The sequence below is a fragment of the Enterococcus sp. AZ095a genome, from assembly GCF_050546735.1.
Classification (GTDB): Bacteria; Bacillota; Bacilli; order Lactobacillales; family Enterococcaceae; genus Enterococcus_D; species Enterococcus_D entomosocium.
In genome coordinates this window covers 2,711,452-2,736,745 of record NZ_CP172953.1, presented here as the reverse complement: position 1 = coordinate 2,736,745, position 25,294 = coordinate 2,711,452, and the positions used below count along the sequence as shown (strand labels likewise).

General features: G+C 43.2%; 25 protein-coding genes. 16 read left to right on the top strand and 9 right to left on the bottom strand.

The features are described 5' to 3' along the window. The first annotated feature begins 14 nt into the window (after window positions 1-14). On the top strand, window positions 15-1,142 hold the full coding sequence (gene menC, locus IGJ26_RS12550; protein ID WP_086316484.1) for an o-succinylbenzoate synthase: 1,128 nt from the start codon (window positions 15-17) through the stop codon (window positions 1,140-1,142). A 73-nt stretch (window positions 1,143-1,215) separates the two neighbouring features. Here the strand turns inward: menC and IGJ26_RS12545 are convergent, their stop codons facing one another. Next, window positions 1,216-2,754 carry an AMP-binding protein gene (locus tag IGJ26_RS12545; RefSeq protein ID WP_086316483.1) on the bottom strand — a complete coding sequence of 513 codons (1,539 nt, stop codon included), beginning with the start codon at window positions 2,752-2,754 and terminating at the stop codon, window positions 1,216-1,218. 194 nt (window positions 2,755-2,948) lie between these two features. Further along, window positions 2,949-3,572, bottom strand: a complete 624-nt coding sequence (locus IGJ26_RS12540; protein ID WP_008380829.1) for a DapH/DapD/GlmU-related protein — start codon at window positions 3,570-3,572, stop codon at window positions 2,949-2,951. 94 nt (window positions 3,573-3,666) lie between these two features. Between IGJ26_RS12540 and IGJ26_RS12535 the strand changes: the two genes are divergently transcribed. The 4 genes from IGJ26_RS12535 (at window position 3,667) to IGJ26_RS12520 (ending at window position 8,635) form a co-directional block, all read left to right on the top strand. After that, complete coding sequence (locus IGJ26_RS12535) at window positions 3,667-4,860, top strand: NAD(P)-dependent oxidoreductase (protein ID WP_086316482.1); 1,194 nt, start codon at window positions 3,667-3,669, stop codon at window positions 4,858-4,860. A 54-nt stretch (window positions 4,861-4,914) separates the two neighbouring features. Next, window positions 4,915-5,568: a GntR family transcriptional regulator gene (locus tag IGJ26_RS12530; RefSeq protein ID WP_086316481.1), complete on the top strand. Its 654-nt coding sequence runs from the start codon at window positions 4,915-4,917 to the stop codon at window positions 5,566-5,568. Window positions 5,569-5,703: 135 nt separating this feature from the next. After that, window positions 5,704-6,918, top strand: a complete 1,215-nt coding sequence (locus tag IGJ26_RS12525) for a quaternary amine ABC transporter ATP-binding protein (protein ID WP_042890221.1) — start codon at window positions 5,704-5,706, stop codon at window positions 6,916-6,918. Then, a complete protein-coding gene (locus IGJ26_RS12520; RefSeq protein WP_005228611.1) occupies window positions 6,911-8,635 on the top strand; it encodes an ABC transporter permease/substrate binding protein in 1,725 nt (574 codons plus the stop codon). The genes IGJ26_RS12525 and IGJ26_RS12520 overlap by 8 nt, the downstream gene beginning before the upstream one ends. Window positions 8,636-8,754: 119 nt before the next feature. Here IGJ26_RS12520 and IGJ26_RS12515 read toward each other — a convergent pair whose 3' ends face one another. The 3 genes from IGJ26_RS12515 to IGJ26_RS12505 are packed head-to-tail and all read right to left on the bottom strand — an operon-like array spanning window position 8,755 to window position 10,658. Beyond that, complete coding sequence (locus tag IGJ26_RS12515; protein WP_086316480.1) at window positions 8,755-9,591, bottom strand: histidinol-phosphatase HisJ family protein; 837 nt, start codon at window positions 9,589-9,591, stop codon at window positions 8,755-8,757. Between the two features lie 19 nt (window positions 9,592-9,610). Then, entirely contained in the window at window positions 9,611-10,252 is a 642-nt protein-coding gene (locus IGJ26_RS12510; protein WP_016612655.1) for a sugar O-acetyltransferase, read from the bottom strand. Then, complete coding sequence (locus IGJ26_RS12505; RefSeq protein WP_430599670.1) at window positions 10,236-10,658, bottom strand: VOC family protein; 423 nt, start codon at window positions 10,656-10,658, stop codon at window positions 10,236-10,238. The genes IGJ26_RS12510 and IGJ26_RS12505 overlap by 17 nt, the downstream gene beginning before the upstream one ends. Before the next feature lie 160 nt (window positions 10,659-10,818). Here IGJ26_RS12505 and IGJ26_RS12500 point away from each other — a divergent pair, with 160 nt between their 5' ends. Beyond that, window positions 10,819-11,799: an ROK family protein gene (locus tag IGJ26_RS12500; RefSeq protein ID WP_081116353.1), complete on the top strand. Its 981-nt coding sequence runs from the start codon at window positions 10,819-10,821 to the stop codon at window positions 11,797-11,799. An 89-nt stretch (window positions 11,800-11,888) separates the two neighbouring features. On the opposite strand, the gene rnhC is transcribed toward IGJ26_RS12500, so the two are convergent. Further along, window positions 11,889-12,815 carry a ribonuclease HIII gene (gene rnhC / locus IGJ26_RS12495; protein ID WP_086316478.1) on the bottom strand — a complete coding sequence of 309 codons (927 nt, stop codon included), beginning with the start codon at window positions 12,813-12,815 and terminating at the stop codon, window positions 11,889-11,891. A 216-nt stretch (window positions 12,816-13,031) separates the two neighbouring features. Between rnhC and zapA the strand changes: the two genes are divergently transcribed. The 9 genes from zapA (at window position 13,032) to IGJ26_RS12450 (ending at window position 22,596) form a co-directional block, all read left to right on the top strand. After that, the gene (gene zapA / locus IGJ26_RS12490; RefSeq protein ID WP_005228634.1) at window positions 13,032-13,472 is read left to right on the top strand and encodes a cell division protein ZapA; all 441 of its coding nucleotides are present in this window, start codon (window positions 13,032-13,034) and stop codon (window positions 13,470-13,472) included. 23 nt (window positions 13,473-13,495) lie between these two features. After that, window positions 13,496-14,050: a CvpA family protein gene (locus IGJ26_RS12485; RefSeq protein ID WP_005234314.1), complete on the top strand. Its 555-nt coding sequence runs from the start codon at window positions 13,496-13,498 to the stop codon at window positions 14,048-14,050. Between the two features lie 78 nt (window positions 14,051-14,128). Next, on the top strand, window positions 14,129-16,492 hold the full coding sequence (locus IGJ26_RS12480; protein ID WP_016612651.1) for an endonuclease MutS2: 2,364 nt from the start codon (window positions 14,129-14,131) through the stop codon (window positions 16,490-16,492). A gap of 96 nt (window positions 16,493-16,588) precedes the next feature. Next, on the top strand, window positions 16,589-16,903 hold the full coding sequence (gene trxA / locus IGJ26_RS12475) for a thioredoxin (RefSeq protein ID WP_005228645.1): 315 nt from the start codon (window positions 16,589-16,591) through the stop codon (window positions 16,901-16,903). A 178-nt stretch (window positions 16,904-17,081) separates the two neighbouring features. Continuing rightward, entirely contained in the window at window positions 17,082-19,316 is a 2,235-nt protein-coding gene (locus IGJ26_RS12470; protein WP_086316477.1) for a L,D-transpeptidase family protein, read from the top strand. Between the two features lie 123 nt (window positions 19,317-19,439). Next, entirely contained in the window at window positions 19,440-19,766 is a 327-nt protein-coding gene (locus IGJ26_RS12465; RefSeq protein ID WP_005234324.1) for a PadR family transcriptional regulator, read from the top strand. Then, window positions 19,753-20,433 carry a DUF2812 domain-containing protein gene (locus IGJ26_RS12460; protein ID WP_005234326.1) on the top strand — a complete coding sequence of 227 codons (681 nt, stop codon included), beginning with the start codon at window positions 19,753-19,755 and terminating at the stop codon, window positions 20,431-20,433. The genes IGJ26_RS12465 and IGJ26_RS12460 overlap by 14 nt, the downstream gene beginning before the upstream one ends. 17 nt (window positions 20,434-20,450) lie before the next feature. Then, window positions 20,451-21,350 carry an ABC transporter ATP-binding protein gene (locus tag IGJ26_RS12455; RefSeq protein WP_005234329.1) on the top strand — a complete coding sequence of 300 codons (900 nt, stop codon included), beginning with the start codon at window positions 20,451-20,453 and terminating at the stop codon, window positions 21,348-21,350. Next, window positions 21,343-22,596 carry an ABC transporter permease gene (locus IGJ26_RS12450; protein WP_008380850.1) on the top strand — a complete coding sequence of 418 codons (1,254 nt, stop codon included), beginning with the start codon at window positions 21,343-21,345 and terminating at the stop codon, window positions 22,594-22,596. Before IGJ26_RS12455 ends, IGJ26_RS12450 begins: the two co-directional genes overlap by 8 nt. A 72-nt stretch (window positions 22,597-22,668) precedes the next feature. On the opposite strand, the gene IGJ26_RS12445 is transcribed toward IGJ26_RS12450, so the two are convergent. Together IGJ26_RS12445 and gloA are read right to left on the bottom strand one after the other, a co-directional pair. Continuing rightward, window positions 22,669-23,382, bottom strand: a complete 714-nt coding sequence (locus IGJ26_RS12445) for a gamma-glutamyl-gamma-aminobutyrate hydrolase family protein (RefSeq protein WP_194199262.1) — start codon at window positions 23,380-23,382, stop codon at window positions 22,669-22,671. A 76-nt stretch (window positions 23,383-23,458) separates the two neighbouring features. Continuing rightward, a complete protein-coding gene (gene gloA / locus IGJ26_RS12440) occupies window positions 23,459-23,833 on the bottom strand; it encodes a lactoylglutathione lyase (protein WP_005234340.1) in 375 nt (124 codons plus the stop codon). A 147-nt stretch (window positions 23,834-23,980) separates the two neighbouring features. Here gloA and IGJ26_RS12435 point away from each other — a divergent pair, with 147 nt between their 5' ends. Next, window positions 23,981-24,424 carry an NUDIX hydrolase gene (locus tag IGJ26_RS12435; protein ID WP_008380853.1) on the top strand — a complete coding sequence of 148 codons (444 nt, stop codon included), beginning with the start codon at window positions 23,981-23,983 and terminating at the stop codon, window positions 24,422-24,424. Window positions 24,425-24,466: 42 nt separating this feature from the next. Here IGJ26_RS12435 and yidA read toward each other — a convergent pair whose 3' ends face one another. Continuing rightward, window positions 24,467-25,285: a sugar-phosphatase gene (yidA, locus tag IGJ26_RS12430; RefSeq protein ID WP_005234343.1), complete on the bottom strand. Its 819-nt coding sequence runs from the start codon at window positions 25,283-25,285 to the stop codon at window positions 24,467-24,469. Window positions 25,286-25,294: the final 9 nt, after the last annotated feature.

Below are 25,294 nucleotides of genomic sequence, written 5' to 3'. Positions count from 1 at the left end.
AAGGAGAGAACGCAATGAAGATTGAGAAAATTGAACGCATCGCCTGTCGCTTGCCCCTCAAACAACCCTTTGTGACAAGTTACGGACAATTAACAGAAAAAGCCTTTGATCTTTATTTGGTGACGGCAGAGGAGGGAACGGTGGGCATCGGTGAATTGGTCGCTTTTGAGCAGCCAGATTACATTGAAGAAACCCTCTTTTCTGCTCGACAAGTGATTGAAACAGCACTGATCCCATTATTGATTGACCAGGAGATCGAGCATCCGCAAGAAGTTTGGCAATTGTTTCAAACGGTCCAAGGAAACTACATGGCAAAATCGGCTTTGGAAACAGCAATTTGGGATCTATATGGCAAGCAAACGCATCAAAGTGTGAAAGAGCTGTATACCGCGACCCGACCGAGTGTCGCGGTTGGCGTTAGTATCGGCATACAATACTCTGTCGAAAAACTAATGGCTCTTGTTGCCGCTTATGTCGCCCAAGGGTATCAACGAATCAAGTTAAAAATCAAGCCGGGGCAAGATGTGGCACCCTTGCGAGCGATTCGACAAGCCTTTCCAGAATTGCTTTTGATGGCGGATGCGAACGGGGCCTATCAAAATGAGCCTGAACGCATTTTGGCACTTGATGACTTAGGCCTGGTGATGATCGAGCAACCCCTTAAGGTACGAGATCTGGTGGGGCACAGTCAGCTACAGCGACAGATGAAGACGCCTCTATGTTTGGATGAAGATATTCGAACGGCAGAAGACGTCGATACAGTCGCAGCACTGGACAGCTGCCGTGCGATCAACCTGAAAATCCCTCGTGTCGGTGGGATCACCGAAGCTTTGCGAATCCTTGATCGATGTCAAACCCATGGACTACTCGTTTGGTTAGGCGGCATGTTTGAGTCTGGTGTAGGACGAGCCATGAATTTGCAATTTGCGAGTCAAGATATTTTCCATTTTCCCGGGGACCTTTCCGCTTCTGACCGTTACTTTTATGATGATGTCATTACACAGCCTGCAACTTTGCATGAAGGAAAGCTGCTGGTACCTGATGGAAAGGGCTTTGGTATCACATTAGCTGAAACAAAGCTAAGTCAATATGGGCAATCTAAAGAACGTATCTACTCAAGAAAACGGTCAGCGAAAGAATAACCGCAGCGAAAGAAAACACAGCGAAAGCAAAAGAAACGGCCAGCAGGGAAATCTGTTGGCCGTTTCTTTTGTTTTAGTCTGCGTTTTTGAATTCTTTTTCAATTTGTAGTCGTTGAACTTTCATGGTTGCTGTTCGTGGGATATCTTCGTAGTCGCGTAAAATTGGTTGATTGAGGTGAGGGAGATCTTCCACCATTTTCCACCAAGCATCCCAATCCATTTCACGATTTGGCGCTAAAGCAATGATTGGTTGTGGTGAGTTTTCTTTGTCGCGAACAATCACAACTTCGGCAAGGAAGTCTAAATGATCCAGCAAAAGGTCTTCCAAGGCAAGATTGCTTTCAATATTTTTGATCAAGTCCACTTGACGGTCTTTTAAGTAAAGATGTCCCTGATCATCCATCATGCCGTAGTCTCCACTGTCCCACCAAGCGCCATAGACATTGTCAGCAAAACGCTGATCTTCTTTATAATAGGTCAACGCGCGTCCTTTTGAAAGGAAATGGATGTGCCCATCGGTATTGGCTGGCAGCTCGTTGCCCTCTGCATCGGCGATCCGTGCTCTCGTTAAGTCCTCGAGACCCACACCCATATCACGGGCATCGTTGGTAGCGATGCTTTCTAAGGTATGTGCTTTTAGGATCATTGGCCCGCATTCACTTTGACCATAGACTTGCAAAAAGATTGCTTCTTTTGTTGCTGAAGTATTTAAAAAAGTGGCCATTGTTTGGTTGTTGATGGCATCAAAGGTTGAATGGTAATAGCGAATATTGGCGAAAGCATCTGGTTGTTCTTTTGCCACAAAGCTCCATTGGACAAAATTGTTTGGATGAGTTTCCAAAGCGATTGGTGGATATTCTTTTAGCATGCCTACGACATGAGCGCCGTTGGCATTGGCTAATGGCATCATCGGAAAACCCATCGCCATCAAGGATGAGATGCCGATATTGAAGCGGGAGTGCACCGGTGAAATATGGAACGCCACTAAATCAGAGTCTGCCTTGGTGCGATCAATCTTGGTGAAGATCGTTTTTTGCCATTTTGTCCGCCAGCCCATGGAGTTTGCCGAATGACAAATCAATTTTGGAATACCCGTTGTTCCAGAAGTGTGGGTCATATAAGAAATTTGATCCACTGGTAACTCAGTTTGGGCCACTGGTTCCGCGGGTTGTTGCAGCAGATGACGAACAGCAATCTGTTTGTCAGTACTGCTATTTTTCACTTGTGCGACGCGGCCTTCGGTTTCTTCATCAAATAAGATGAATGGATCTTCTAAGCGATCCACAAACACTTCGATGGTTTCAGCAGGGAAATGGTAAGAGATCATAGCAGGCACTGCGCCAAGGTAAGAAGCAGCCGTTGCTAATAAATAGGTATCGAATTTTGAAGATTTATAAAGAATGATTTTATCGCCGGCTTGCACGCCTAGTGCAGCAAGTTGGTAAGCACGTTTTAAAATCATTTCATGGCTCGAACGGTAAGTACTACGATAGCCAAGTTCAGGAAATGCTGGCAGCACTTCATCGTGGATGATGGTTGTGTCAGGAAATGCCTCGGCAGCTTCGCGGTAATTGGTGTAAAGATTTAATGGACGATAGTCTAAAATGGTCAAATAGAACACTCCTTTAAAAGTTCGTGAAAAATTTCATTTGATTTCTCCATTTTAGCACAGGAATTTCTCGATACAATAGATTTTCAGTGTTTTTTATATATTTCTAAAAAATCCTTCCCTCAAAGACTTTCGAAGAATGAATGACTGTGATGTGTTATCATTCATTCCTCGTACTAAGCGGAAAAAGCGCATAATCAACGGGTGTATTTTACTATAAAATCTTCGATTGGGAGCCGGAAATCCAGATAGCGTGCTTCTAATTCTGCACGACTCCAATTCCACCAAGCGATTTCTTGTAAAGCAGTGATCGTTTCTGGATCAAAGCGGTATTTGATCACTTTTGCTGGAACCCCGCCGACGATCGCATAAGGCGGCACATCTTTGGTTACGACTGCGTTTGAGGCGATCACGGCACCATCACCGACGGTCAAACCAGATTGGATCACGGCACCGTGGCCGATCCAGACATCATTGCCAATGACGGTCGTTTTTGCTTTGCGTTTTTCTAAGAAGGACTCGTCCTTTGGCGCAAATCCATAGCCTTCGCCATTATAGGCAAAAAGATGCTGACTAGGGCGTTCATAGGGATGATTGGTGGGGCCGATGCGGACCATCGCTGCGATACTGATAAAACGTCCTAATTGACTGTTCTGAATAAAGCAATATTGCCCCGTATAGGTATAATTGCCGATGGAAGAATGATCAATGTGATTGGCTTCGCCAATTTCGACATAGTCTCCTAAAGTTGTGTCTTGAAGCTGCGAGTCTTTGCCAACGATCGGCTGTTCATCTGGAAAATTTGTGATCGATAGGTGCATAGTAATCATCCTCTCTTGCGTATTGCTATCATTTTACCGCACTTTTTTGTACTATTTGACTAATACGCACTAAAGACAAAAGGAGGTCTGCTTTATGGAGACGATTTATCAGTTAGATAAGATGACCGAAACGATAGGTAAGCGAGCAATCAAAAAAGGATACTCGTTAAAAAATCAAGCGGCCCCAGAGGCGCTGTTTGTACGCAGTTCAACGGTTCCTAACGAATTGATCACACCAGAATTAGCTGTGATCGCTCGCTCAGGAACAGGCACCAATACGATCGATTTGGCACGGTGTACTCAAAATGGCACAGTAGTCTTCAATAGTCCAGGTGTCAATGCCAATGCAGTCAAAGAATTGGTGCTCTCCAATTTGTTTCTCAGCGTTCGCCCCTTATTCAAAGCCATCCAGACGGTAGCTGATTTGCAAGAAGAGCTAACGTCAGGTCAAATTGAAGCAGAAGATGTGTTGAAGGTAGCTGAAGAACGGCGAAAAGAAGTGATCGGCGAAGAATTAGCTGGAAAAACCATCGGTATTTTAGGCTTAGGAGAGATCGGTGAACGGGTGGCAAAAGCCTGTCACCAGTTAGGAATGGAAGTCCTCGGCTATGCCCGTACGAAAAAAGCGGCCCACGATTACGAACAAGTTAGTGACTTGCACGTGCTGTTGGCCGAATCAGATTTTGTGGTGGTTTTGCTTCCTTTGAGTCAAGAGACCCACGGCTTGCTGAATCGACAAACGATTCAGCAGATGAAAAAAAATGCAGTGTTGATGAATTTTGGGCGCGGGGAGATCGTGGAAGAAGCAGCCGTCTTAGAAGCACTAGCCAAAAATCAGCTCAAACAATACATCACCGACTTTCCTAGTGCCGGCTTGATCGGACAACCGAAAGTGTTGTGTTATCCGCATATCGGCGGCAGTACTACCAATGCCTTGGAAAAGGGGGATCACGTAGTTTTTGATCGCATGCATGCCTATTTGCGCGCTGGGACGATTCAAGAATCGGTCAATTTTCCTCATGCAGAGTTGCCTTTTTTGGCACCGTATCGCTTGGCGCTGTTTTATCACGACAAGCCTGGTGCTTTTGCCCCGCTATTGCGGATCATTTCTGAAGCAGGCGTAGATATCGATAATTTGGCGAGTGAGAGAAAAGCCGGAGTCGCCTATACCTTGATTGATCTTGATGAGACAAATGAAATACTGTTGCAAGATCTACAAAAGCAGATACAGCAAGAAACAGCGATCATCCGTGCCCGCTTGATCAAAAATTCGCGAACCAGTGAATAGTTGCCACCAACAATGTTTCTTGTTATGATGAAAAAAAAGTAAAGGAAGTTCATCATGACGAATAAGTTTCAAGATAAAAAGAAGGTCGCTTTGCCTCGTTATCAGCAGATTGCCGTGGCGATCGCGGAACGAATCGTTGAAAATCGCTACCAAGTTGGGCAAAAGATCCATGCGCGCTCAACGTTAGCCAGCAATTTCAATGTCTCTCCTGAAACAGCCCGCAAAGCGATCAATGTATTAGTTGATTTAGAAATCATGGATGTCCGTCATGGCAGCGGCGCCTATATCGCTTCAAAGGAAAAAGCACAGGCCTTTGTTGAACAATACCAAGATGTGCAGTCGATCCAAGAAATCAGACAAGACATTTTAGACAGTGTGGAGCGGCAGCAGCAAGAGCTGGATAATTTTTCTGACTTGTTGAACACGTTAGTGCAGCAGACCAAAAAGGTACACCATATGAGTCCGTTTGTGCCCTTTGAACTTCAGTTGACGGTACAAGCGCAGCATTTGGAAAAAAGTATCAATGAATTGAATATTTGGCAAGCCACAGGGGCGACGATCATCGCAATCCAAACAACCGAAGAATTGTTGTTGTCACCAGGACCTTATGCGAAATTCAGTGCAGGCAATACGATTTATTTTGTCGGAAATGAACTGGCGTTGCAGCGCATGACCAATTTCTTCTATCCAACGGACCATTCAGCGTAATTCTTTTTCCTGATTCCCATGCTTTTTTTGCAAAAGAAAAAGCATTGGGAAATTTTTTTTGACAAAGTGACCACATCTTGTTAAGATAGTATGGTCACTTTCGTGAAATTTTTCAGAAAAAGGAGTATTAATCATTTGAGTAAAGTTAAAGTGGAACACTTAACCAAAATCTTCGGTAAGAAAAAGCAGCAAGCTCTTGCCATGGTCAAAGAACAACGCAGCAAAAACGAGATTTTAGAAAAAACAGGTGCCACCGTCGGGGTCTATGATGTGAACTTTGAAGTCAACGAAGGCGAGATTTTCGTCATCATGGGCCTTTCTGGAAGCGGGAAGTCAACATTGATTCGACTATTGAATCGATTGATCGAGCCGTCTGGCGGAGATATTTACATAGATGGCGTAGATGTTGCCAAAATGAGTAAAGAAGAACTGCGAGAAGTTCGTCGTCACAAAATCAACATGGTTTTCCAAAGCTTTGGCCTTTTCCCTCATCGGACGATTTTAGAGAACACCGAATATGGACTAGAAGTCCGTGGGGTCTCGAAAGAAGAACGAACAGCGAAAGCGGAAAAAGCGTTAGAAAACTCAGGATTGCTTTCTTTTAAAGACCAATATCCTGACCAGCTGTCTGGAGGGATGCAACAGCGTGTGGGACTTGCCCGTGCGTTAGCCAATGATCCAGAGATCCTCTTGATGGACGAAGCCTTTTCAGCACTCGATCCGCTGATTCGCCGTGAAATGCAAGATGAACTTTTAGAACTACAAGCCAATGTTCAAAAAACGATCATCTTTATCACCCATGATTTGAACGAGGCCTTGCGGATCGGTGACCGGATCGCTTTAATGAAAGATGGTCAGATCATGCAGATCGGTACAGGAGAAGATATTTTGACGAATCCTGCCAACCAATACGTGCGTGATTTCGTGGAAGATGTCGATCGTTCCAAAGTCTTGACTGCGCAAAACATCATGGTTCCAGCATTGACGACGAACATCGAGATCGATGGACCAAGCGTAGCATTGAACCGGATGCGGAAAGAAGAAGTCAGCATGCTGTTAGCCGTCGACAAACGTCGTCACCTAAAAGGAAGCTTGACAGCCGAGTCTGCTCGTGAGGCGCGGAAAAACAATCTGACCTTGAAGGAAGTTATTGATAAAAATGTTAAAAAGATTGATAAAGATATGCTGGTAACGGATATCTTCAATTTGATCTATGATTCGCCTACACCTTTAGCCGTGGTAGAAAACGATCGTTTGATCGGAGTCGTGATCCGCGGAAGCGTGATTGAAGCGTTGGCTGAGACCGATTCAGCCGCTCTAGCAGAGGAAGGGGTAGTGACAAATGGATAATTTCTTACAACATACGATTCCGGTGGCTGATTGGGTCGAAAACTTTACTGATTGGCTAACAGGAACTTTCAGTGGATTGTTTTCAGCCTTACAGTCTTTCGGACAATTTATCATGGACGCTATTACAAATGTATTATTGTTTGTACCACCGTTGTTAATGATCGTCTTATTGACGGCTGCTGCCTTTTTCGTTTCACGCAAAAAATTCGGCTTGCCAGCCTTTACTTTTGTTGGGTTGCTGTTCATCTATAACCAAGGGTTATGGACAGACTTGATGAACACCGTGACGTTGGTCTTGTTGTCAAGTTTGGTTTCGATCATCATTGGGATTCCACTAGGGATCTTAATGGCGAAAAGCGAAAAAGCGCAAAGCATCGTGACGCCAATCTTAGACTTTATGCAAACGATGCCTGGTTTCGTTTATTTGATTCCTGCGGTTGCTTTCTTTGGGATCGGCATGGTTCCTGGGGTCTTTGCCTCAGTGATCTTTGCTCTACCACCAACCGTTCGGATGACGAACTTAGGGATTCGCCAAATTTCTCGTGAATTGGTAGAAGCCTCTGATTCCTTCGGTGGGACTGGCTGGCAAAAACTGATCAAATTAGAATTGCCACTAGCCAAAAGCACTATTTTGGCTGGGGTCAACCAAACCACGATGCTGGCATTATCAATGGTCGTGATCGCGTCAATGATCGGTGCTCCTGGGTTAGGGCGCGGCGTCTTGTCCGCCTTGCAACGAGCACAAGTCGGTAACGGATTTGTCAGTGGGGTATCCTTAGTTATTTTGGCGATCATCATGGATCGCTTTACCCAGAATTTGAATCGTTCGGCACATCAAAAAGCAGCCAGCAAGACAAGTCGCAAACAAAAACGTCTTTTTGGCGGGATTGCTGCAGCGGCAGTCGTTGCTTTGATTGGCGCATCGTTTGCCTTTGGAAATGTTTCTGACAGCAAAGGCACGGTGAACTTGGCGTATGTCGAATGGGATACGGAAGTCGCATCTACCCATGTGGTGGCAGAAGTCTTGTCGCAAATGGGCTACGAAGTCAACACGACGCCTTTGGATAATGCCATCATGTGGGAATCGGTGGCAAAAGGGGAAGTTGACGGGATGGTTGCTGCTTGGCTGCCATCTACGCATCAATCCCAGTATGAACAGTACCAAGACCAAGTCGAGAACTTAGGTCCTAACTTAGAAGGAGCAAAACTGGGGATCGTTGTACCAAGTTATATGGATGTAGATTCCATCGCAGACCTTTCTGACGAAGCTGGAAAAACCATCACTGGTATCGAACCAGGCGCTGGTGTCGTAAATGCAGCGGAAAATACGGTTGCAACGTATGACAACCTTTCCGATTGGAATGTCGCTACCTCTTCTTCAGGAGCGATGACAGTGGCATTAGGCCAAGCCATCAAGAACCAAGATGAGATCGTTATTACTGGCTGGTCTCCACATTGGATGTTTGCGAAATATGATCTGAAATATCTGGATGATCCAGAAGGAACAATGGGTGAAGCAGAAAGCATCAACACTGTTGTACGCCAAGGATTAGCAGATGACATGCCAGAAGTTTACGAAGTACTTGATCGTTTCAACTGGACACAAGAAGATATGGAAGAAGTCATGTTAGCAATCAATGACGGAACGTCAGCCGAAGATGCAGCCAAAGATTGGGTAGCCAATCACCCAGAAGAAGTTGCTGCATGGACGAACTAATGTCTAAAAAAAGAACGACCGTAGATTGAAGCGGTCGTTCTTTTTGTTGTTTAAAATACTTAGGTTCATAACGAAAGACGAGGGGATGATTTTTGCAAAAGACGGAGCTTTTGTGCAGGTTAAGCAAAACGATGAAAAATCGGCTGCATCTGTTCAAACGTACAGAGTTCAGTAAATCCTAATGATCGTAAAAGTTCTTGTCCCTCTTTGATTTGAAACCCGAGCTGCTCTGGTTTATGACTGTCGCTGCCGATGGTTAGCACGCTTCCCCCCAAGTCACGATAAAGCTTGAGGATCTCGATCGATGGCGTATACCCATTGATTCCGTAACGGTGGGAAGAGGTATTCAGTTCAATGCCTTTGCCATCTTTGATCACGACTTTCAAGATCTCTGCGATTTGTTCTTTCGTTTGTTCAAAAGCATCCTTCTCTTTATCTAAATAACGACGAATCAAATCCATATGAGCTAAGACGGAATACTCTTTATATGTCGTGACCAGCTGATACATTTCATCATAATAGCGCTCGTAGCATTCCTGTTGGCTGCGTCCTTTTTGAAATTCTCCAGTCCAAAATTCTTGATCGTCTACCTGATGAACGGAAAGTAAAATGAAGTCAAAGGGATGCGAATGATAAAGACGGGTAAATTGTGGGATCGTGTGCATTTGCATCCCAAATTCCAGCCCAGTTTTTAGCTTGATTTGGTCACTGTATGTTTCCTTTAAGCGTGCCAGTTCGGTAAAATACAAGTCGTAGTAGACATTTTTTACGACTTTATTGGCTCCGACGAGGTACGCATCCGTCGCTTGCCAGTCTTCTTTGACCCCATAATCCACATGATCGGTAAAGCAGATTTCTGCTAAGCCTAGGTTAATGGCGTCTTTGACTACATCTTCCATCAAATACCAAGAATCATCGCTGTAATCACTATGAACGTGATAGTCTGTAAAAATCATGGCGTCTCCTTTTGTTTCGTTATTTTTGCTGCTTCTGCCAGTCTGCTCGTTTTTGATAATAAAGCTGGGCGGCCGTTTCCCAATGCTCTTTGTCAGTCGGCTGAATCTCACGGATCAGACGGGCTGGATTGCCGCCGACGATCGTATTCGGCGGCACATCTTTTGTGACGACGGAACCAGCAGCGACGATGGCATGTTTGCCGATCGTGACACCTGGTAAAATCGTACTATTGCCTCCGATCCAAACGTAATCTTCGACGGTGATCGGTAGGCCAAATTCCAAATCTTGACTGCGGACCACAGAATCGATCGGATGGCCGGCTGTATAGAAGCTGACCCGTGGTCCCACCATCACATGATCACCAATCAGAATCTTATTGACATCTAAAAAAATGCAATCCATATTGGCATAAAAGTGATCACCAATCTCAACATGGCGACCATAGTCGACAAAAAGGGGTGGTTGGATAAAGCAATGCTGCCCAAATTTGCCAAAGAGTGCTTTTTCTTTGGCGATGATTCCTTCTCGGTCATCGACTGGTAAAAGGTTGATTTCCTGGGCCCGTTTTTTCCCCTCCACTGAGCCATTCTCAGGGAGAATACCGGCAGCTTGATACAGTTGACCAGCCAACATCGCTTGATAATCAAAATCTTCTTTCATTGCAAAATCCTTTCTGAGACGGTAAATCGTCGGTGGTTAATTCAATCAAATTGCCTTCGGGGTCTTGGACAACTGCTTCATAATAGCCATCGCCTGTCGTACGAGGACCATTTAAAAGAGGGTAGCCATCTTCAGCAAACCGTTGAGCGTATCGATCAACGTCAGCTTGATCACCTACTGCAATCGCAAGGTGAGTGTAGCCTAAGCTCTCACTGACACGAGGGCTTAAAAATTTCTTGGTCGTTAATTCTAACCGACTTCCAGAATCAAAGGTCAAAAAATAGGACTGAAAGCCTGTTTTCGGATTATGGTATTTTGGGTTGCTGACCGCCTGAAAGTAGGTTTCATAAAATGTCCTCATTTTTTCCAAATCATTGACATATAGTGCGATGTGTTCAATTTTCATTATCGACAACTCCTTTAATAAGCAATATAGATCGTTTTTTTTTTGAACTTAGTAAACTTTGTTTAATAAGTTGCTTCTATTATACCTTTGTTAACAAAATTAATAAAGGTATATTCCCAGCTTTTTATCTGTTAAAATAGGAGCGTTGAGGGGGAGAAAAATGAAAGCTTATCAGCCAACGACCATTAAATTACATAATCAGGCAGTATTGCTGGATTTGCTAAAACAGCAGCAAGCGCCTATGACCAAGCGCCAACTGGCAGATGCCTCTCAATTAAGCGTGGTAACGATCAACAAGCTGCTTCCTGAATTGATTGAAAAGCAGTTGCTTTTGACGACGGATCAACCGCAACGAACGGGAGGACGTCAAGCTGCGGCTTACCAGTACAATGCGCAACGGACACTGTTGTTGATCATTCAGTTTATCGAAGAAGACCAGCAGATCGTGATTCGTTTTTCAGTCGTCGATCTCGTCGGGAACATTTTGCATCATGAGCAGTCAGCAGAGGGCCGATTGCCGCAGTTCTTGCAAGTGATTCGTCAGATAAAACAGGAATACCCGAAAATCAGCTTGGCAGTCGTGGGAATTCCTGGTGTGGAAATTGCTGGAAGACTGAAGATCATGGATGCTCCAGCATTTAAGGACATGGCGCTAGGGGAATTGATTGAAAAGGAGATCGCTGTAAAAACGCTTATTGAGAATGACGTGAATGCTGCGGTATTTCATTTCAAAGAAGAGAAAAAAATCGTGGCTGGCATTTATTTTCCGAAAAATTATCCGCCAGGTGCGGGACTGGTCATCGACCAACAGCTCTTTAAAGGAGCCAACCATTTAAGTGGCGAAATCAAGCATTTGCCGCATCTCTACACGGCTTCTTACCCTTTGGCAACAGAGGCGATCCCAGAACAAGTGACTGCCACTCTTCAAGCGATCGTGGCAGTGACGGACCCGCATCAAGTCATTTTGTTTTTGCCCTCTGAATGGCAGGCGCTCGTGTCGCGCTCCTTTTTGGAAAAGCAGCTGGCAGCAGTGTTTCAATATGGCGTCTTGCCAAAATTACACTTTTCCGATCAGTTTTCAGAAAATTATTTGGATGGGTTGATCACGATGGGAATCGAAGCAGCTGGCTTAGGGCTTTGATTCCCAGCATTCAACTGGTACTGAGGACAAAAACTGCCGCTGCTTCCTTTATTCAGAAGTAGCAGCAGTTTTTTTGAAAATACGAGAACTCACAGCTTGGCGAGTTTCTGTGCTTTTTCGGTATTCGCAAAATGCAGTTTGGCATATTGGCCTAATAGTGCTATGCCACCTTGCTGCAGTAATTTTGCTGCAACTTGATCAGCAGCTGCGTGGGCGCCAGAAGGCAAGCGCAAACCGACTTCTTTAGAGGCTGCATCTAATTCATCCAAAAAGACTGTACGACATAAAATAGAGGCTGCCGCTACTGCTAAATGATATTGTTCACCTTTCGTCGCAAAATAGAGCTTTTCAGTGACCGCTACTTGTTCCGACTTTAAATAGGTGCGATAATTTTTTTCGCTCGTGAACTGATCGATCAAAATGGCATCTGGTGTCTCAGGAGCAATCTTTTGCAAAAGCAAACGAATGGCTTGATTATGCAAAGCAACTTTCATTCGGACTGTGTTGTATTTTGGTTGGATCTCGTTGTATTTGCTGGGCGTGACGGTGAGCAATTGGTAAGGAACCAATTCTTTGATTTTCGGCGCCATCTTACGGATCTCTGGATCTGTCAGCATTTTTGAATCCTTGACACCTAAGGCTTTCAGCTGTGGCAATTGCTCTTTTTTGGCATAGACGGCACAGACCACCAAAGGACCGAAATAACTGCCGTTGCCGACCTCGTCACTGCCGACGACGCTTTTTTCGCTAAATCCTGCTGGCAACGCAGTGGTTGAAACAGTCGCTTTTTTCTTATCCGGTACAGCACTTGCCGTATCGCCCCATAAGGAAGCTTCTTTTTCAGCAGTCGCTCCTTGAAACATGACTTTTCCAGACGTATAAGCAGTGATCGTCGTTGGCCCTTTTTTGGCGACAAACGCTGTATAAGGAACTTTCTTAGCCAGCAGTTCTCGTTGGTAAAATTGCTGCATCTTTTTGATAGTTGAAGTTGGTACTTTGATAACGATCGTACTCATTTGATTCCTCCTGTTTTTTTGTCTTTTCTTAGGTAGACAAAAGGATACTTTAAGATTTTACCATACTTCTTATTCTTTTTTACTAAGACGATCAGCAAACAAACGATTGGCATGGAAATTCATAAGAAAATCACGTATAATAGTTAAGAGTTTGCGACACATGTTCAATAAGTGATAGAATAGAGCAGAATGTAAGCAATGGGAGGAAATATTCCTATGACGGAGCAAAAGAAACGCTATAAAGCAGTTATCGCGAATCAAAGTTACACGATTATTGGACGCGAAAGCAAAGAACACATGGATATGGTGACAAGATTGGTCAATGACCAACTGCTTGAGATCATGCAATTATCGCCACAAACCGATCAAGAACAAGCGTCGATCTTATTAGCGATCAACGCTGTTTCCGACCAGCTGAAAAAACAAGAACAGCTTTTGGTCCTACAAAAAAAAGTGGACGAGTTGCGGGGACAAGCCATTAAAGCAACGGAGCTTGAGAATCGCATCAAGCGGATCGAAGCAATCGAATCCGAAGCACGGAAAGTTCTCGATGAGACAGGTCGCAGTGATGTGGAGATCCATAATCATGTGGAAGCACAACAGATCTTAAATGAACAAAGGAAACGAAAAATTCAAGAAAAGACAGCCCATGGGTAGTGCGGCGTAGAAAGGATTCCTAAATGATTGGATTATTTGTCTTGGTTTTGTTGTTGGCAGCCTTTTACGGCGGCGCGCGGCGCGGAACCAGTTTACAATTGGTCTCAGTTTTGGGCTATTTGATCTCTTTTTTCTTTGCAGTTGCGAATTACCAAGAAATTGCGAAAAAAATTGAGCTCTATGTTCCTTATATGTCAGTAACGGCGGATTCAAAGTTAAAATACTACGATATGGAACTGGCTTTAGATTTAGACAAAGCCTATTATGCGGCTATCGCTTTTGTGATGGTACTCTTTGCTGGTTGGCTGATCACAAAACTATTAGTGATTTTTGCAGACAGTTTGCGTTACAAACGCCTACGTTTTTTAGGTGGCTATGACTGGGCAGTTGCGGGTGTTTTGAATGTCATCTTGATGTATATCAATTTATATATGTTTTTTATGATTCTCTCAATGATCCCGTTTGCCACGATTCAAAATCTGTTTGAAACGAGCGGAACTGCGAATTTCATCGTTGATCGGTCACCGATTCTCTCAGATTATTTCTATCGATTGTGGATCACAGATGTGATTGGGTAAAAAGCAGGCAGATGGTTGCAGAGCCATTCTGCCTTTTTCTTAGGAACAAAAAGTTAAAACAAAGCAGGTGAGAAAAGAATGAATACTAAGATCCTTGATGTTTTAGGATTTGAACAAGTAAAGAGTCAAATCGGTCAGTATATCGTAACAGCCCAAGGAAAAGAAGCCTTAGCAAAGCTTGTGCCATCAAGTGATGCGCAAGTCATTTCCTCTTGGCTAGCAGAAACAGAAGACGCGATCAAGATCCAGCGTTTAAGAGGCGGAATCCCTGTACCAAAAATTGAGAATATTCGTCCCCAAATGAAACGGATCGAAATCGGCGCAGATTTAAACGGCGTTGAATTGGCACAAGTTGCCCGCGTCTTATCAACTACGCAGGAATTGAAACGCTTTTTTGCTGATTTGTCTGAAAGTGAGATTGAATTTTCCCGCTTGTATCACTGGGAAGAACAGTTGGTTTCTTTACCAACCTTGAATCGTCGCTTGAAAGAAGCTATCGATGAGGATGGCCGAGTCACAGACGATGCCTCTCCAGCACTTCGGGGAATTCGTCAATCGATCCGACGAGCAGAACGGACGATCCGTGAGACATTGGATGGCATCGTCCGAGGTGGCAATGCAAAGTATCTAAGTGATACGATCGTAACCATGCGAAATGAGCGTTATGTGATTCCAGTCAAACAAGAATACCGAGGTGTTTTCGGCGGCGTGGTTCACGACCAAAGTTCATCTGGTCAAACCTTGTTTATCGAACCGAAACAAGTAGTGGAACAAAATAACCGCTTGCGTCAGCATCAAATTGCGGAACGGGACGAAATCACTCGTATTTTGGCGGAATTATCAGCAGAGTTAGCTCCGTACCAAAGAGAGATCCTCCATAATGCATATGTGATCGGAATCATGGATTTCATGAATGCCAAGGCTCGTTTTGGGAAAGAGATGAAGGCAATCGTACCAGCGATCAATCAAGATAACCATGTCTTTTTTAAACAAGCACGTCATCCATTGATCGATCAAGAAAAAGTCGTTCCTAACGATATTACGATTGGAAAAGACTATCAAGCTGTTGTCATTACTGGGCCGAATACCGGCGGGAAAACCATCACCTTAAAAACATTAGGGCTATTGCAGATCATGGGCCAAGCCGGCTTACCAATCTTGGCAGAAGAAGAAAGCCAAATGGGGATCTTCAATGAAATTTTTGCGGACATTGGTGATGAACAATCCATTGAGCAAAGTCTATCGACCTTTTCTTCACATATGACAACGATCGTTGATGTGTTGAAAAAAGTCGACGAAACAAGTCTGGTGCTTTTTGATGAACTAGGTGCTGGGACCGATCCCCAAGAAGGGGCAGCACTAGCAATTGCGATTTTGGACGAACTTGGGGCTAAGTCGGCTTATGTCATGGCGACGACCCATTATCCAGAATTGAAAGTTTATGGCTATAACCGATCCAATACGATCAACGCCTCTATGGAGTTTGATGTCGATACCTTAAGTCCGACCTATCGCTTGTTGATCGGGGTTCCGGGACGAAGCAATGCGTTTGAGATTTCGAAAAGACTTGGCTTGCCAGAGACGATCATTGATCAAGCCAAAGAGATCATGGACGGAGAAAGCCAAGACCTGAATGAAATGATCGCTGATTTAGAAAATCGAAGAAAAATGACGGAAACCGAGTATCTGGAAGTTCGTCATCATGTAAAAGAAGCAGCCCGCTTGCACCAAGAATTGGAAGCAGCTTACAGTTATTTCTTTGAAGAACGCGAAAAAGAATTGGCAAAAGCCCGTCAAAAAGCCAATCAAATCGTAGAAGAAGCCAAAGAGGAATCTGAAAAAATCATTGCCGATATTCGTAAAATGCAGTTAGCTGGCGGTCAAACGAAGGTCAAAGAACACGAACTGATCGATGCGCGCACCAAGCTATCAGGACTGCAGCAAGAAGAACATCTGCAAAAAAACAAAGTTCTGCAAAAAGCCAAAGCAGCCAAGACGCTGAAAGAAGGAGACGAGGTACTCGTAACTTCTTATGGGCAGCGCGGGGTACTGTTGAAAAAAGCCGGCAAAAATCAGTGGCAAGTCCAAATTGGCATTCTGAAAATGAATTTGCCAGAAACAGATTTACAACCGGCAGCACCGGTGAAGGAACCAACACAACGCATCGTCAATACGATTCGTTCTGCTGACAGCAGTCCAGTGGTCAACCAGTTGGATTTACGCGGCAAGCGGTACGAAGAAGCCCTCAATGAAGTGGATCAGTATTTGGATGCAGCAATTTTGGCAGGCTATCCGCAGGTGACGATCGTTCACGGTAAAGGAACTGGCGCATTGCGTCAAGGGATCACTGACTACCTAAAAAATCATCGCTCGGTGAAAAGTTTTGAATTTGCGCCAGCAAACCAAGGGGGCAATGGAGCGACCATTGTGAAGTTTAACTAAACGTTAAGAACCCTTACCTTTTGTAAGCAGACGATTTTAAAAAACTTACGATACGTGGTATACTTTTTTTAGTTTTAAAAATGGAGGGGAAGTACGATGGCAAAAGAAATAACCGATAAAACTTTTTCAGAAGAAACCGATAAAGGCTTAGTCCTTATTGATTTTTGGGCAACTTGGTGTGGCCCTTGTCGTATGCAAGCGCCGATCTTGGAACAATTAGCGAATGAATATGAGGAAGACGAATTGAAGATCGTGAAAATGGATGTGGATGAAAATCCTGAAACACCTGCTTCATTCGGGATCATGTCTATTCCTACTTTGTTGTTGAAAAAAGACGGTCAAGTCGTTGATAAAGCAATTGGGGTGCATACAAAAGATCAATTGAAAGCTTTAGTTGCGGAACATATGTAATAGAATAAGTGTTTTTGAAGCAATAGCCGAAAGAGGCTATTGCTTTTTTGTTTTTGGGAGGTTTTTTTTAGATATTTCTTTCGGCAGTGGTATACTTAAAGTGGGGAGTGGCACTAAAAAATATCTCGTTTATATAGTAAGAAAGTGATACCAAAATAGGATTGAAGGGGGAATAAAAATGAAAAAGTTGAAACGCGGGTTGTTTCAAGGCGTTGCGATTGTTGGGGTACTGGTTGCACCCACCGTAGGAACGATCACACAAGTCTATGCAGCAAATGAAGGGGATTCGACAACAGCTTCTTTCGCTGCGCAAGAGACGACGTCAGAAAGTTTCTCAGAAGAAAGCACAGCATCATCTCAAGAGGCCAGCACTGAGAGTATAGAGTCAAGTACGGCAACAGAGTCCTCATCAACGTCTACCTCTTCATCAGAAACAACGTCAAGTACTGGCACGGCTACGACTGAGACCAGTCAGACCGAGATCACCCAAGATTCATCTACTCAATCGACGGAAGAAACTTCGGAAGAACCAGACTTAGGGATCATTGATGTTGAATCAATTGCAGATAAAAACCAATATGTAAAAATCAATCCGGTTGCAGCAGCCAATCCTGAAACGCAAAACATCCTTTACCGTTTTGAGAAGGATCAATTGATCGAACAAGGAACGATCGATGAATTAGCTGGCAAGGTATACCGTAGTGTCAAACGGTATCAAGATACCGATAAGCAGACCTATCTTGAAATTCGCGACGATCAAAAGGTTATCGGTGTCGTAGCAGAAGCAGCAGTGAAAGTTGCCGGCGGAACCTTCAAAACCGAGAAGAAATATGCAACCATCACAAGTGCGAAAGAACCGCTTTGGCAAGATGTGTTTTTAGATAAAAAAACGAGCACCTCTTCAAGCATTAATGGTCAAACCTTTGAAATCAAAGAAGTATTCACGACGAATAATAACGTAGTCTATTACGCATTGTATTCAAATAAAAATGTTCTCATCGGTTGGATAAAAGCCGCCGGTGTTAAGTTAGCGACAACTCCTGGTGGTGCATGGCAGTCTGAATCAAAATATGCCACGATCATCAGCGGGAATTATACGCTATGGCAAAATTTTAATTGGACAGCGAAGAAAGGAACGACAGCCGCTTTAAATGGCAAAACAGTCAAAGTTACTGGTAAATATCGTCACTTGAATGGGTCGACGTACTATTCCCTTTATACAAATAACAATAAATGGCTAGGCTATATCAATGCCTCGGGTGTTAAGTTAACGACGGATGCACAAGGTGCCTATCAATCCTACGGAAAATATGTGACATTGACCAAGAAAAATTACACGATTTGGGGCAATTTTCGCTGGTCGAGTAAGAAAAATACTACAACGAAATTAGCGGGAAAAACCTATCTTGCAAAAGGAAGATATAACCATGTCAATGGCGGTGTCTACTTGTCCCTTTATGATGCTAACGGAAAATGGATCGGCTACTTAAATGCCGATGCAGCAACGGTTGCCAACAATCAAGGCGGTACTTGGCAAAGTGAAAAACGCACAGTCCGCCTAAAAAGTAAGAATTATACCTTATGGCAAGATTTAGCTTTTGCGAAGAAAAAAGGCAGCAGCGCTGATTATATGAACAAGAATATTCAAGTTACTGGGAAATATCAACATTTCAACGGCTCCACCTACTATTCACTTTATCTCAATAACAAGTGGCTGGGTTACATCAATGCAAGTGGGGTGACTAATGCCCATACGATCACCTCTCAAAGCAACATTAGCCGCTACGTGGTCGTCAAGAATGGGGATGGCAATTTCTTTGAAAAAGCTGATCCAAATAGTACGAAACTTGGGAAAAAGAGTGCCTACAAAGGGTATATGGCACAAGCGACCAAACTAGCAAAAACGAGTGATGGCAACTACCTGTATCTCGTTTCGCCAGCCGGTCGAATCGGTTGGGTCAAGGAAAATCAAACCACAAATGTAAATAGTAACTTTTGGATGTATACTACTGGAGGAAAATATCCTTCATTAAACGTTCAAAACTTAAATATTGAAGTATCCATCAGCAAACAGCGGGTTTATATCAAATCAGGGAATAAAGTGATTTATACGATGCTTTGCTCGACCGGTGCCTTCAATACACCAACACCTTTAGGGAATTTTCGCATCCAAGCAGAAAAAGGCTTAGCTTTTTCAGGAGCCGCCTACTACCGTTCCTTTAAAGACCATGGGGTCTATTTATTCCATACGATCCCAACGAGTATCGCTTGGTCCACCAATGCTTTTAGTTCCGTTGAAGGACGAAAATTAGGCACTCGGGCTTCTCATGGCTGTATTCGATTAGCAGTGCCGGATGCCAAATGGTTTTACTATAACATGCCTTATAATACGCCTGTCAAAATTGCTAATTAATGATCAAAAGTCGTTTCCGTCAACGGAGACGGCTTTTATTTTCCCAAAAAAAAAGATTGACGCTGGCTATATCATTCGATAATATATCATTAAGTGATATAGTTAGTGGGATGGAGGAATCAAATGGATGAGGCATTGACAGATTCAACCTATTTGATTTTATTAGCGCTTTTAAAGCCAAAACATGGGTATGTCATTATGAAACAAATCCATGAGCTAAGCCAAGGAACATTTGAGATTGGCCCCGCGACGATGTATACGATTTTGAAAAAGCTGACGAAAAAGGGGTGGATCGATTTAGAAGAAAGCGTCGATCGAAAAAAAATCTATCAGATTACACCAGAAGGAAGACAGGTTCTGGAGAAAGATATTCAGCGACGCAAACTATTTTATCAAATCGGAGAACAGGTCTTCGAAGCGTTAGGAGGGGAACAAGATGGGCATCAATAAGAAATATCTTCTTTCTCTTGGAGTCGCCTATTATCCGGAAAAGGAAATGGTTCGTTTACAAAAACAAGCGTCAATGGGCTGGCATTTTGTGAAGATGAATCGGTTAGGGTTTTTGAAGTTTATCAAAGGAAAATCGGAAACGACCAAATATGCAGTGGACTTTTTCGAAGGAGATCCTTCTGAGATCGTTGATTACCTAGCGATGTATCAAGCTGGGGGCTGGACCTATATCAGCAATTATAAAGATCGGTATTTTTATTTTAAAGCATCTCCGGATACACCAGCGATTTTCAGCGATCAAGAAAGCTATCAAGAACGAATCGATAATGAGACGCGCTATTTGATGAAAAAATCGATTCTGTTTTCAGTGGTCAGTTTAGCAATTTTAGCAGTAATTTATTTTTCCATTCGTTATTTCAATATTCGTACAAATCCCTTTTGGTCCTTTGGGCTAGGATTGATTACTGGGCTAGTATTTATTCCGATAGGGGTAGGATTGACCACGATTTTGATGAAATTTTTATACAAAAATCGAGCAAGTTATTACAATGAACCAGAGAAACTGGCGAAACGCCAACGGGTGATCCGCGACTCTATCATCTTGATGGTTGCAGGAGCAATCGTTGGTGCCATTATCGGTTTTTTCTTTAGTGACATATTTTATTAGACAGGGAAGGTGAGCATGTGTTAGAAGCAAAACAGCTAGTAAAAACATTTGGGGATTATACAGCAGTCGATCAATTGTCTTTTACCATCAATGATGGTCAGATTATGGGATTAATTGGTCAAAACGGAGCAGGAAAAACGACGACATTCCGATTGATCTTGGATTTTTTGAAAGCCGATCAAGGAGAAGTATTATGGGATGGTCACAAAATTAGTGAAAAAGAATACAATCTTATTGGCTATCTGCCAGAAGAACGCGGCTTGTATCCAAAAGTCACGATTGAAGATCAATTGATCTACTTCGCGCGTTTACGTGGCAAAAAGAAAGAAGACATCGTACCCAAAATAGACTATTGGATGGACAAGTTTAAAGTCAAAGGCAAGAAAACTGATAAAGTCAAATCTTTATCAAAAGGAAATCAGCAAAAAGTTCAGCTAATTTCAACGTTGATCCATGAACCAAAATTAGTGATTCTAGATGAACCGTTTAGTGGCTTAGACCCAGTCAACGCGGAACTGTTGAAAAACGGGATCATTGAACTGAAAAAAAATGGCTCTTGTGTCATCTTCTCCAGTCATAATATGGATAACGTAGAAAAAATCTGTGACCACTTGATTATGCTAAGGGATGGTCAAACTGTCTTAAACGGAAAGGTCCATGAAATTCGTGAATCCTTTGGACGAACGAAAGTTTATTTGGAGTCTAATTTGACGAAAGAACAGCTTTTGGCAGTGGCAGGTGTTGAGGAAGTCATTGCCAGAGAAGACGGCAGCTATGATATTACGATCGCTGATCCTGCAGTAGGAAAAACCTTATTTGATTTAGCGACGGCGGATGGTTATATCCCTATGTTCAATCAACAACCGCCAACGTTAGAAGAAATCTTTAAGCGGAAGGCAGGAAAAACAAATGAATAAGTTTTGGGTAATCGCATTAGATGTTTATAAGAAAAATATCAAATCAATTTCGTTTTTGATTATGATATTGGTTCCATTCATTGCAATGGGCGGATTTTATCTGATTAGTTACTTTGCCGATGGTATGAGCAGTGTGGATAAAATTGTCGTTTATGCGAATGAACCAGCCATTGCGCAGACCTTTGTGGAGCAAAGTAGCGATGATTATGAATTTGAAGTTGTGGAAAGCGAAGAACAAGGACAACAACAGTTGGCTGACAAAGATGCTGATGCCTTGTTAGTTATTACTGCTTCAGGGGATACGCTGCAAGGGGAATTATTAAGCGAGTCCTCGATGGGGCAAGCTTTAGAGCTGACGATCCAACAATTATTGACGGGCTTGCAGTCATCCTTTCGAGCTAGCGAGCTTGGTTTGACTGCTGAGCAAGTGGCAGTTCTTAGTGAAGTTGCACCACTTGACCGGCAAAAAGTTTCCTTCAGTGAAGGTGGCGAAATGACCTATGGAGAAGATAATACCGCGATGCAAGCAGCAGTTAGTACCATCGCAACAATCGTTCTCTTTTTCTTTATCATCACTTACGCACAAATCATTGCGCAAGAAATTGCTTCTGAAAAAGGAACGCGCATTATGGAAGTCATTTTGTCTAGTACGCGAGCACAAACCCATTACTACGCCAAATTAACTGGGGTGATCATGGTTGCAGCGACCCAGCTAGTTGCGTATGTTGCGATTTTTGGCGGGAGTTATTTCTGGATCAAGGACAACTCCATGGTAAAAGACTTATTGGCAAGTTTTTCATCAGATGGCATTTTTGGTCCTTTCCTCGTGTTTGCGATCGTTTTCGTCTTCTTAGGAATCTTGATCTATTCTGTCTTGTCAGCCCTTTGCGGGTCGTTAGTGAACAAAGCAGAAGATACGGCGAAAGCCATTATTCCAGTGACGTATCTTTCGTTGGGCGGGTATATGCTAGGAATCGTACTAGGCGGTATGGATCCGCATAACGTTGTTTTACGAGTAACTTCTTATATCCCATTCTTGTCCTCGTATATTATGCCAGTACGGCTTGCTAATGATACAGTGGGGATTGGCGGAGCGTTGATTTCAGTAGGGATCCTTGCTGTTACCACGATCGTCCTGATGCTGGTTTCTGCAAAAATGTACAAATCAAATGTCTTGATCTATAACGACAATGGCATCTTGGCAACGTTGAAACAATCACTGGTGTTAATGAAAAATGAGAAATAAACAAAACGCCCGATCCTTTTTGTGATCGGGCGTTTTTTATTGGCTAGCATCTAGAAAACAAGGTGCAGGCCTTTAGAATTCCTGCACAAAAAAGTCGAAGATCGATTGCTCAGAAGGCAGCTTGTGAGCGGCTAGCTCAGGATGCCACTGAATGCCTAAGATCGGTGCGCCATAGGCGGTGGATTCAATGGCTTCAACAACACCATCAGGAGCGGTGGCGGTCACATTGAAATCATCTGCAACTGTTTTGACTGCTTGGTGATGAAAAGAATTGACTTGATAGGTTGTGCCTAAAAGAGCAGCCAAACGACTGTCTGCCTTGATTTCCACCCGATGTGTAGGGAATTGAAAGAACGTTGGTAATTGCACGTGTTTGATCGTTGGGTGATCGATCAAAGAGAGATCTTGGTACAAACTCCCACCAAATGCGACATTTAGTAACTGCATGCCGCGGCAGATTCCAAAGATGGGTTTGTTTTGAGCCACTGCTTCTTTGATCAATGCCAATTCAAAGACATCACGATCAGGATGAATGCCTTGAATCAAAGGATGAGGATCTTCGCCATAATGATCAGGGGAGACATCATGACCACCGGCTAACAAGAGTTTATCGATTTTGCAGATGTAAGTCGCAGCATCTTCCACGACACCCATTGGTAATATTAGGGGAATGCCTTGGGCTTGTTGGATATGGGTGACAAAATTTTTGGGTGTATAGGACAACCAATGTTCTGCTTCTTCAATCATTGGCCGTTCATTAGCAGCGATGCCGATAATGGGTTTCATTTGATCAAACCTTTCTATAAGTAAATGGAACGAAAAGAAAAAAGGACACGAGGTCCTTTTTTCGAGCATCTTCGCTTTATTTTTCGCGAATAACTTCGATTTTATAACCATCAGGATCTTTCACAAAATAGTAAGATGGAGAAGTCCCTGGTAGTCCTTTCAAGTCAGTGACGTCAAATCCGGCAGCTTGGTGCTTCTCATGAAGCGCTTCTAGATCATCGGTACTGATGGCGATGTGGCCATAGCCGTCGCCTAACTCATAGCCAGGATGGTCATAGTTATATGTCAACTCTAGCTCGTAGTCATCTCCAGGCAATGTTAAGTAAACCAAAGTAAATTGATGTTCAGGAAAATCACGACGGCGAGATTCTTCAAAACCAAAGGCAGTTTGATAAAAATCTAGAGAAGCCGTTAAGTCTTTGACGCGGACACAAGTGTGAGCCATTTTCATGGGTAAATCATCCTTTCGATCTTGATAGTTGTATGATAACATATTTTATCATTTTATAACGAATAAAAGACAACAGAGCGTTATTTCCAGCTTGTCCAGACTATTGGCATAGGGTAAAATGGAAAGAAAGTGTTGGTGGAGGGAATCATGCCAGAAAAGGAAATTGTGTTCGGGGAAAAAGAAGCGGGGAAACCATACAAATCAAGATATGGCGCGTATGTCGTTCTTCCAAATGAAAAAAATGAAGTGATCTTGGTACAAGCACCCAATGGCGCCTATTTTTTACCAGGCGGTGAAATTGAACCAAATGAGACCAAAGAAGAAGCGATCCAGCGAGAATTAATAGAAGAACTTGGATTTGAAGGGGAGATCGCTGCCTATTTAGGGGAGGCAGTTGAATACTTCTATTCACGCCATCGCGATACATTTTACCATCATCCCGGCTATTTCTATTTAATGACCAAATGGAAAAAAGTCTGTGAACCGACAGAAGAAAACAATCAGTTGTCATGGCATACGCCAGAAGAAGCGATTCAGCGATTGAAACGCGGCAGCCATAAATGGGCAGTTGAACAATGGTTGGCAAAATAAAAAAGGCAGGCTTCCGATAAAAAGGAAACCTGCCTTTTACACTTAGTTATTTGCTAAAACATACTTGTTGATTACTTCTGCCACACCATCTTCTTCGTTTGATGCAGTTAGGACATCTGCGGCATTTTTCACGTTTTCAGTGGCATTGGCCATCGCCACACCGATACCAGCGTATTCCACCATGGTTAAATCATTTTCGTTATCGCCGATCGCCATGACTTCTTCTTGTTTGATGCCTAAGTGCTCCGCCAATTTTTTGACAGCAGCCCCTTTATGGGCTTGTTTATTTAGAACTTCCAAGAAGTAAGGAGCACTTTTGACCACATTGTAATTGTCCGTCAAACTGCTCGGCAATTGTGGGATGATCTGATTAAGTTTTTCGGGATCATCGATCATCATCATTTTGATGATATTCAAGTCAGCAGTCATTTCTTCTGGTGTCCGATATTTCAATGGCATGTTGACTAAGAAGGCTTCATAAATCGTATAAGGACTGATATCGCGGTTAGCGGTATACATGGTATCTTCGGTTTCTACATGAAGATGAACCCCTAATTTTCTCGCAGTCATCTCAACAAAGAGATAGTCATCTTGGGACAAGCCGAATTCAGAGATGATCTCTTGGTTTTTGGTTTTTTGAACCAAAGAGCCATTATAAGTAATAACGAAATCATTGTCCGTAAATAAGTCTAGTTCCTTTAATAAATCTTGGACACCAGTTAAAGGGCGTCCCGTACACAAAACGATGCGTACACCTTGCTTTTCAGCGTCTTTCAATGCCTTGTAAACGGCTGGGGTGATCTTGCGGTCGTTGTTCAACAGGGTACCATCGATATCGATGGCGATCAATTTGATACTCATAAGTTCCTC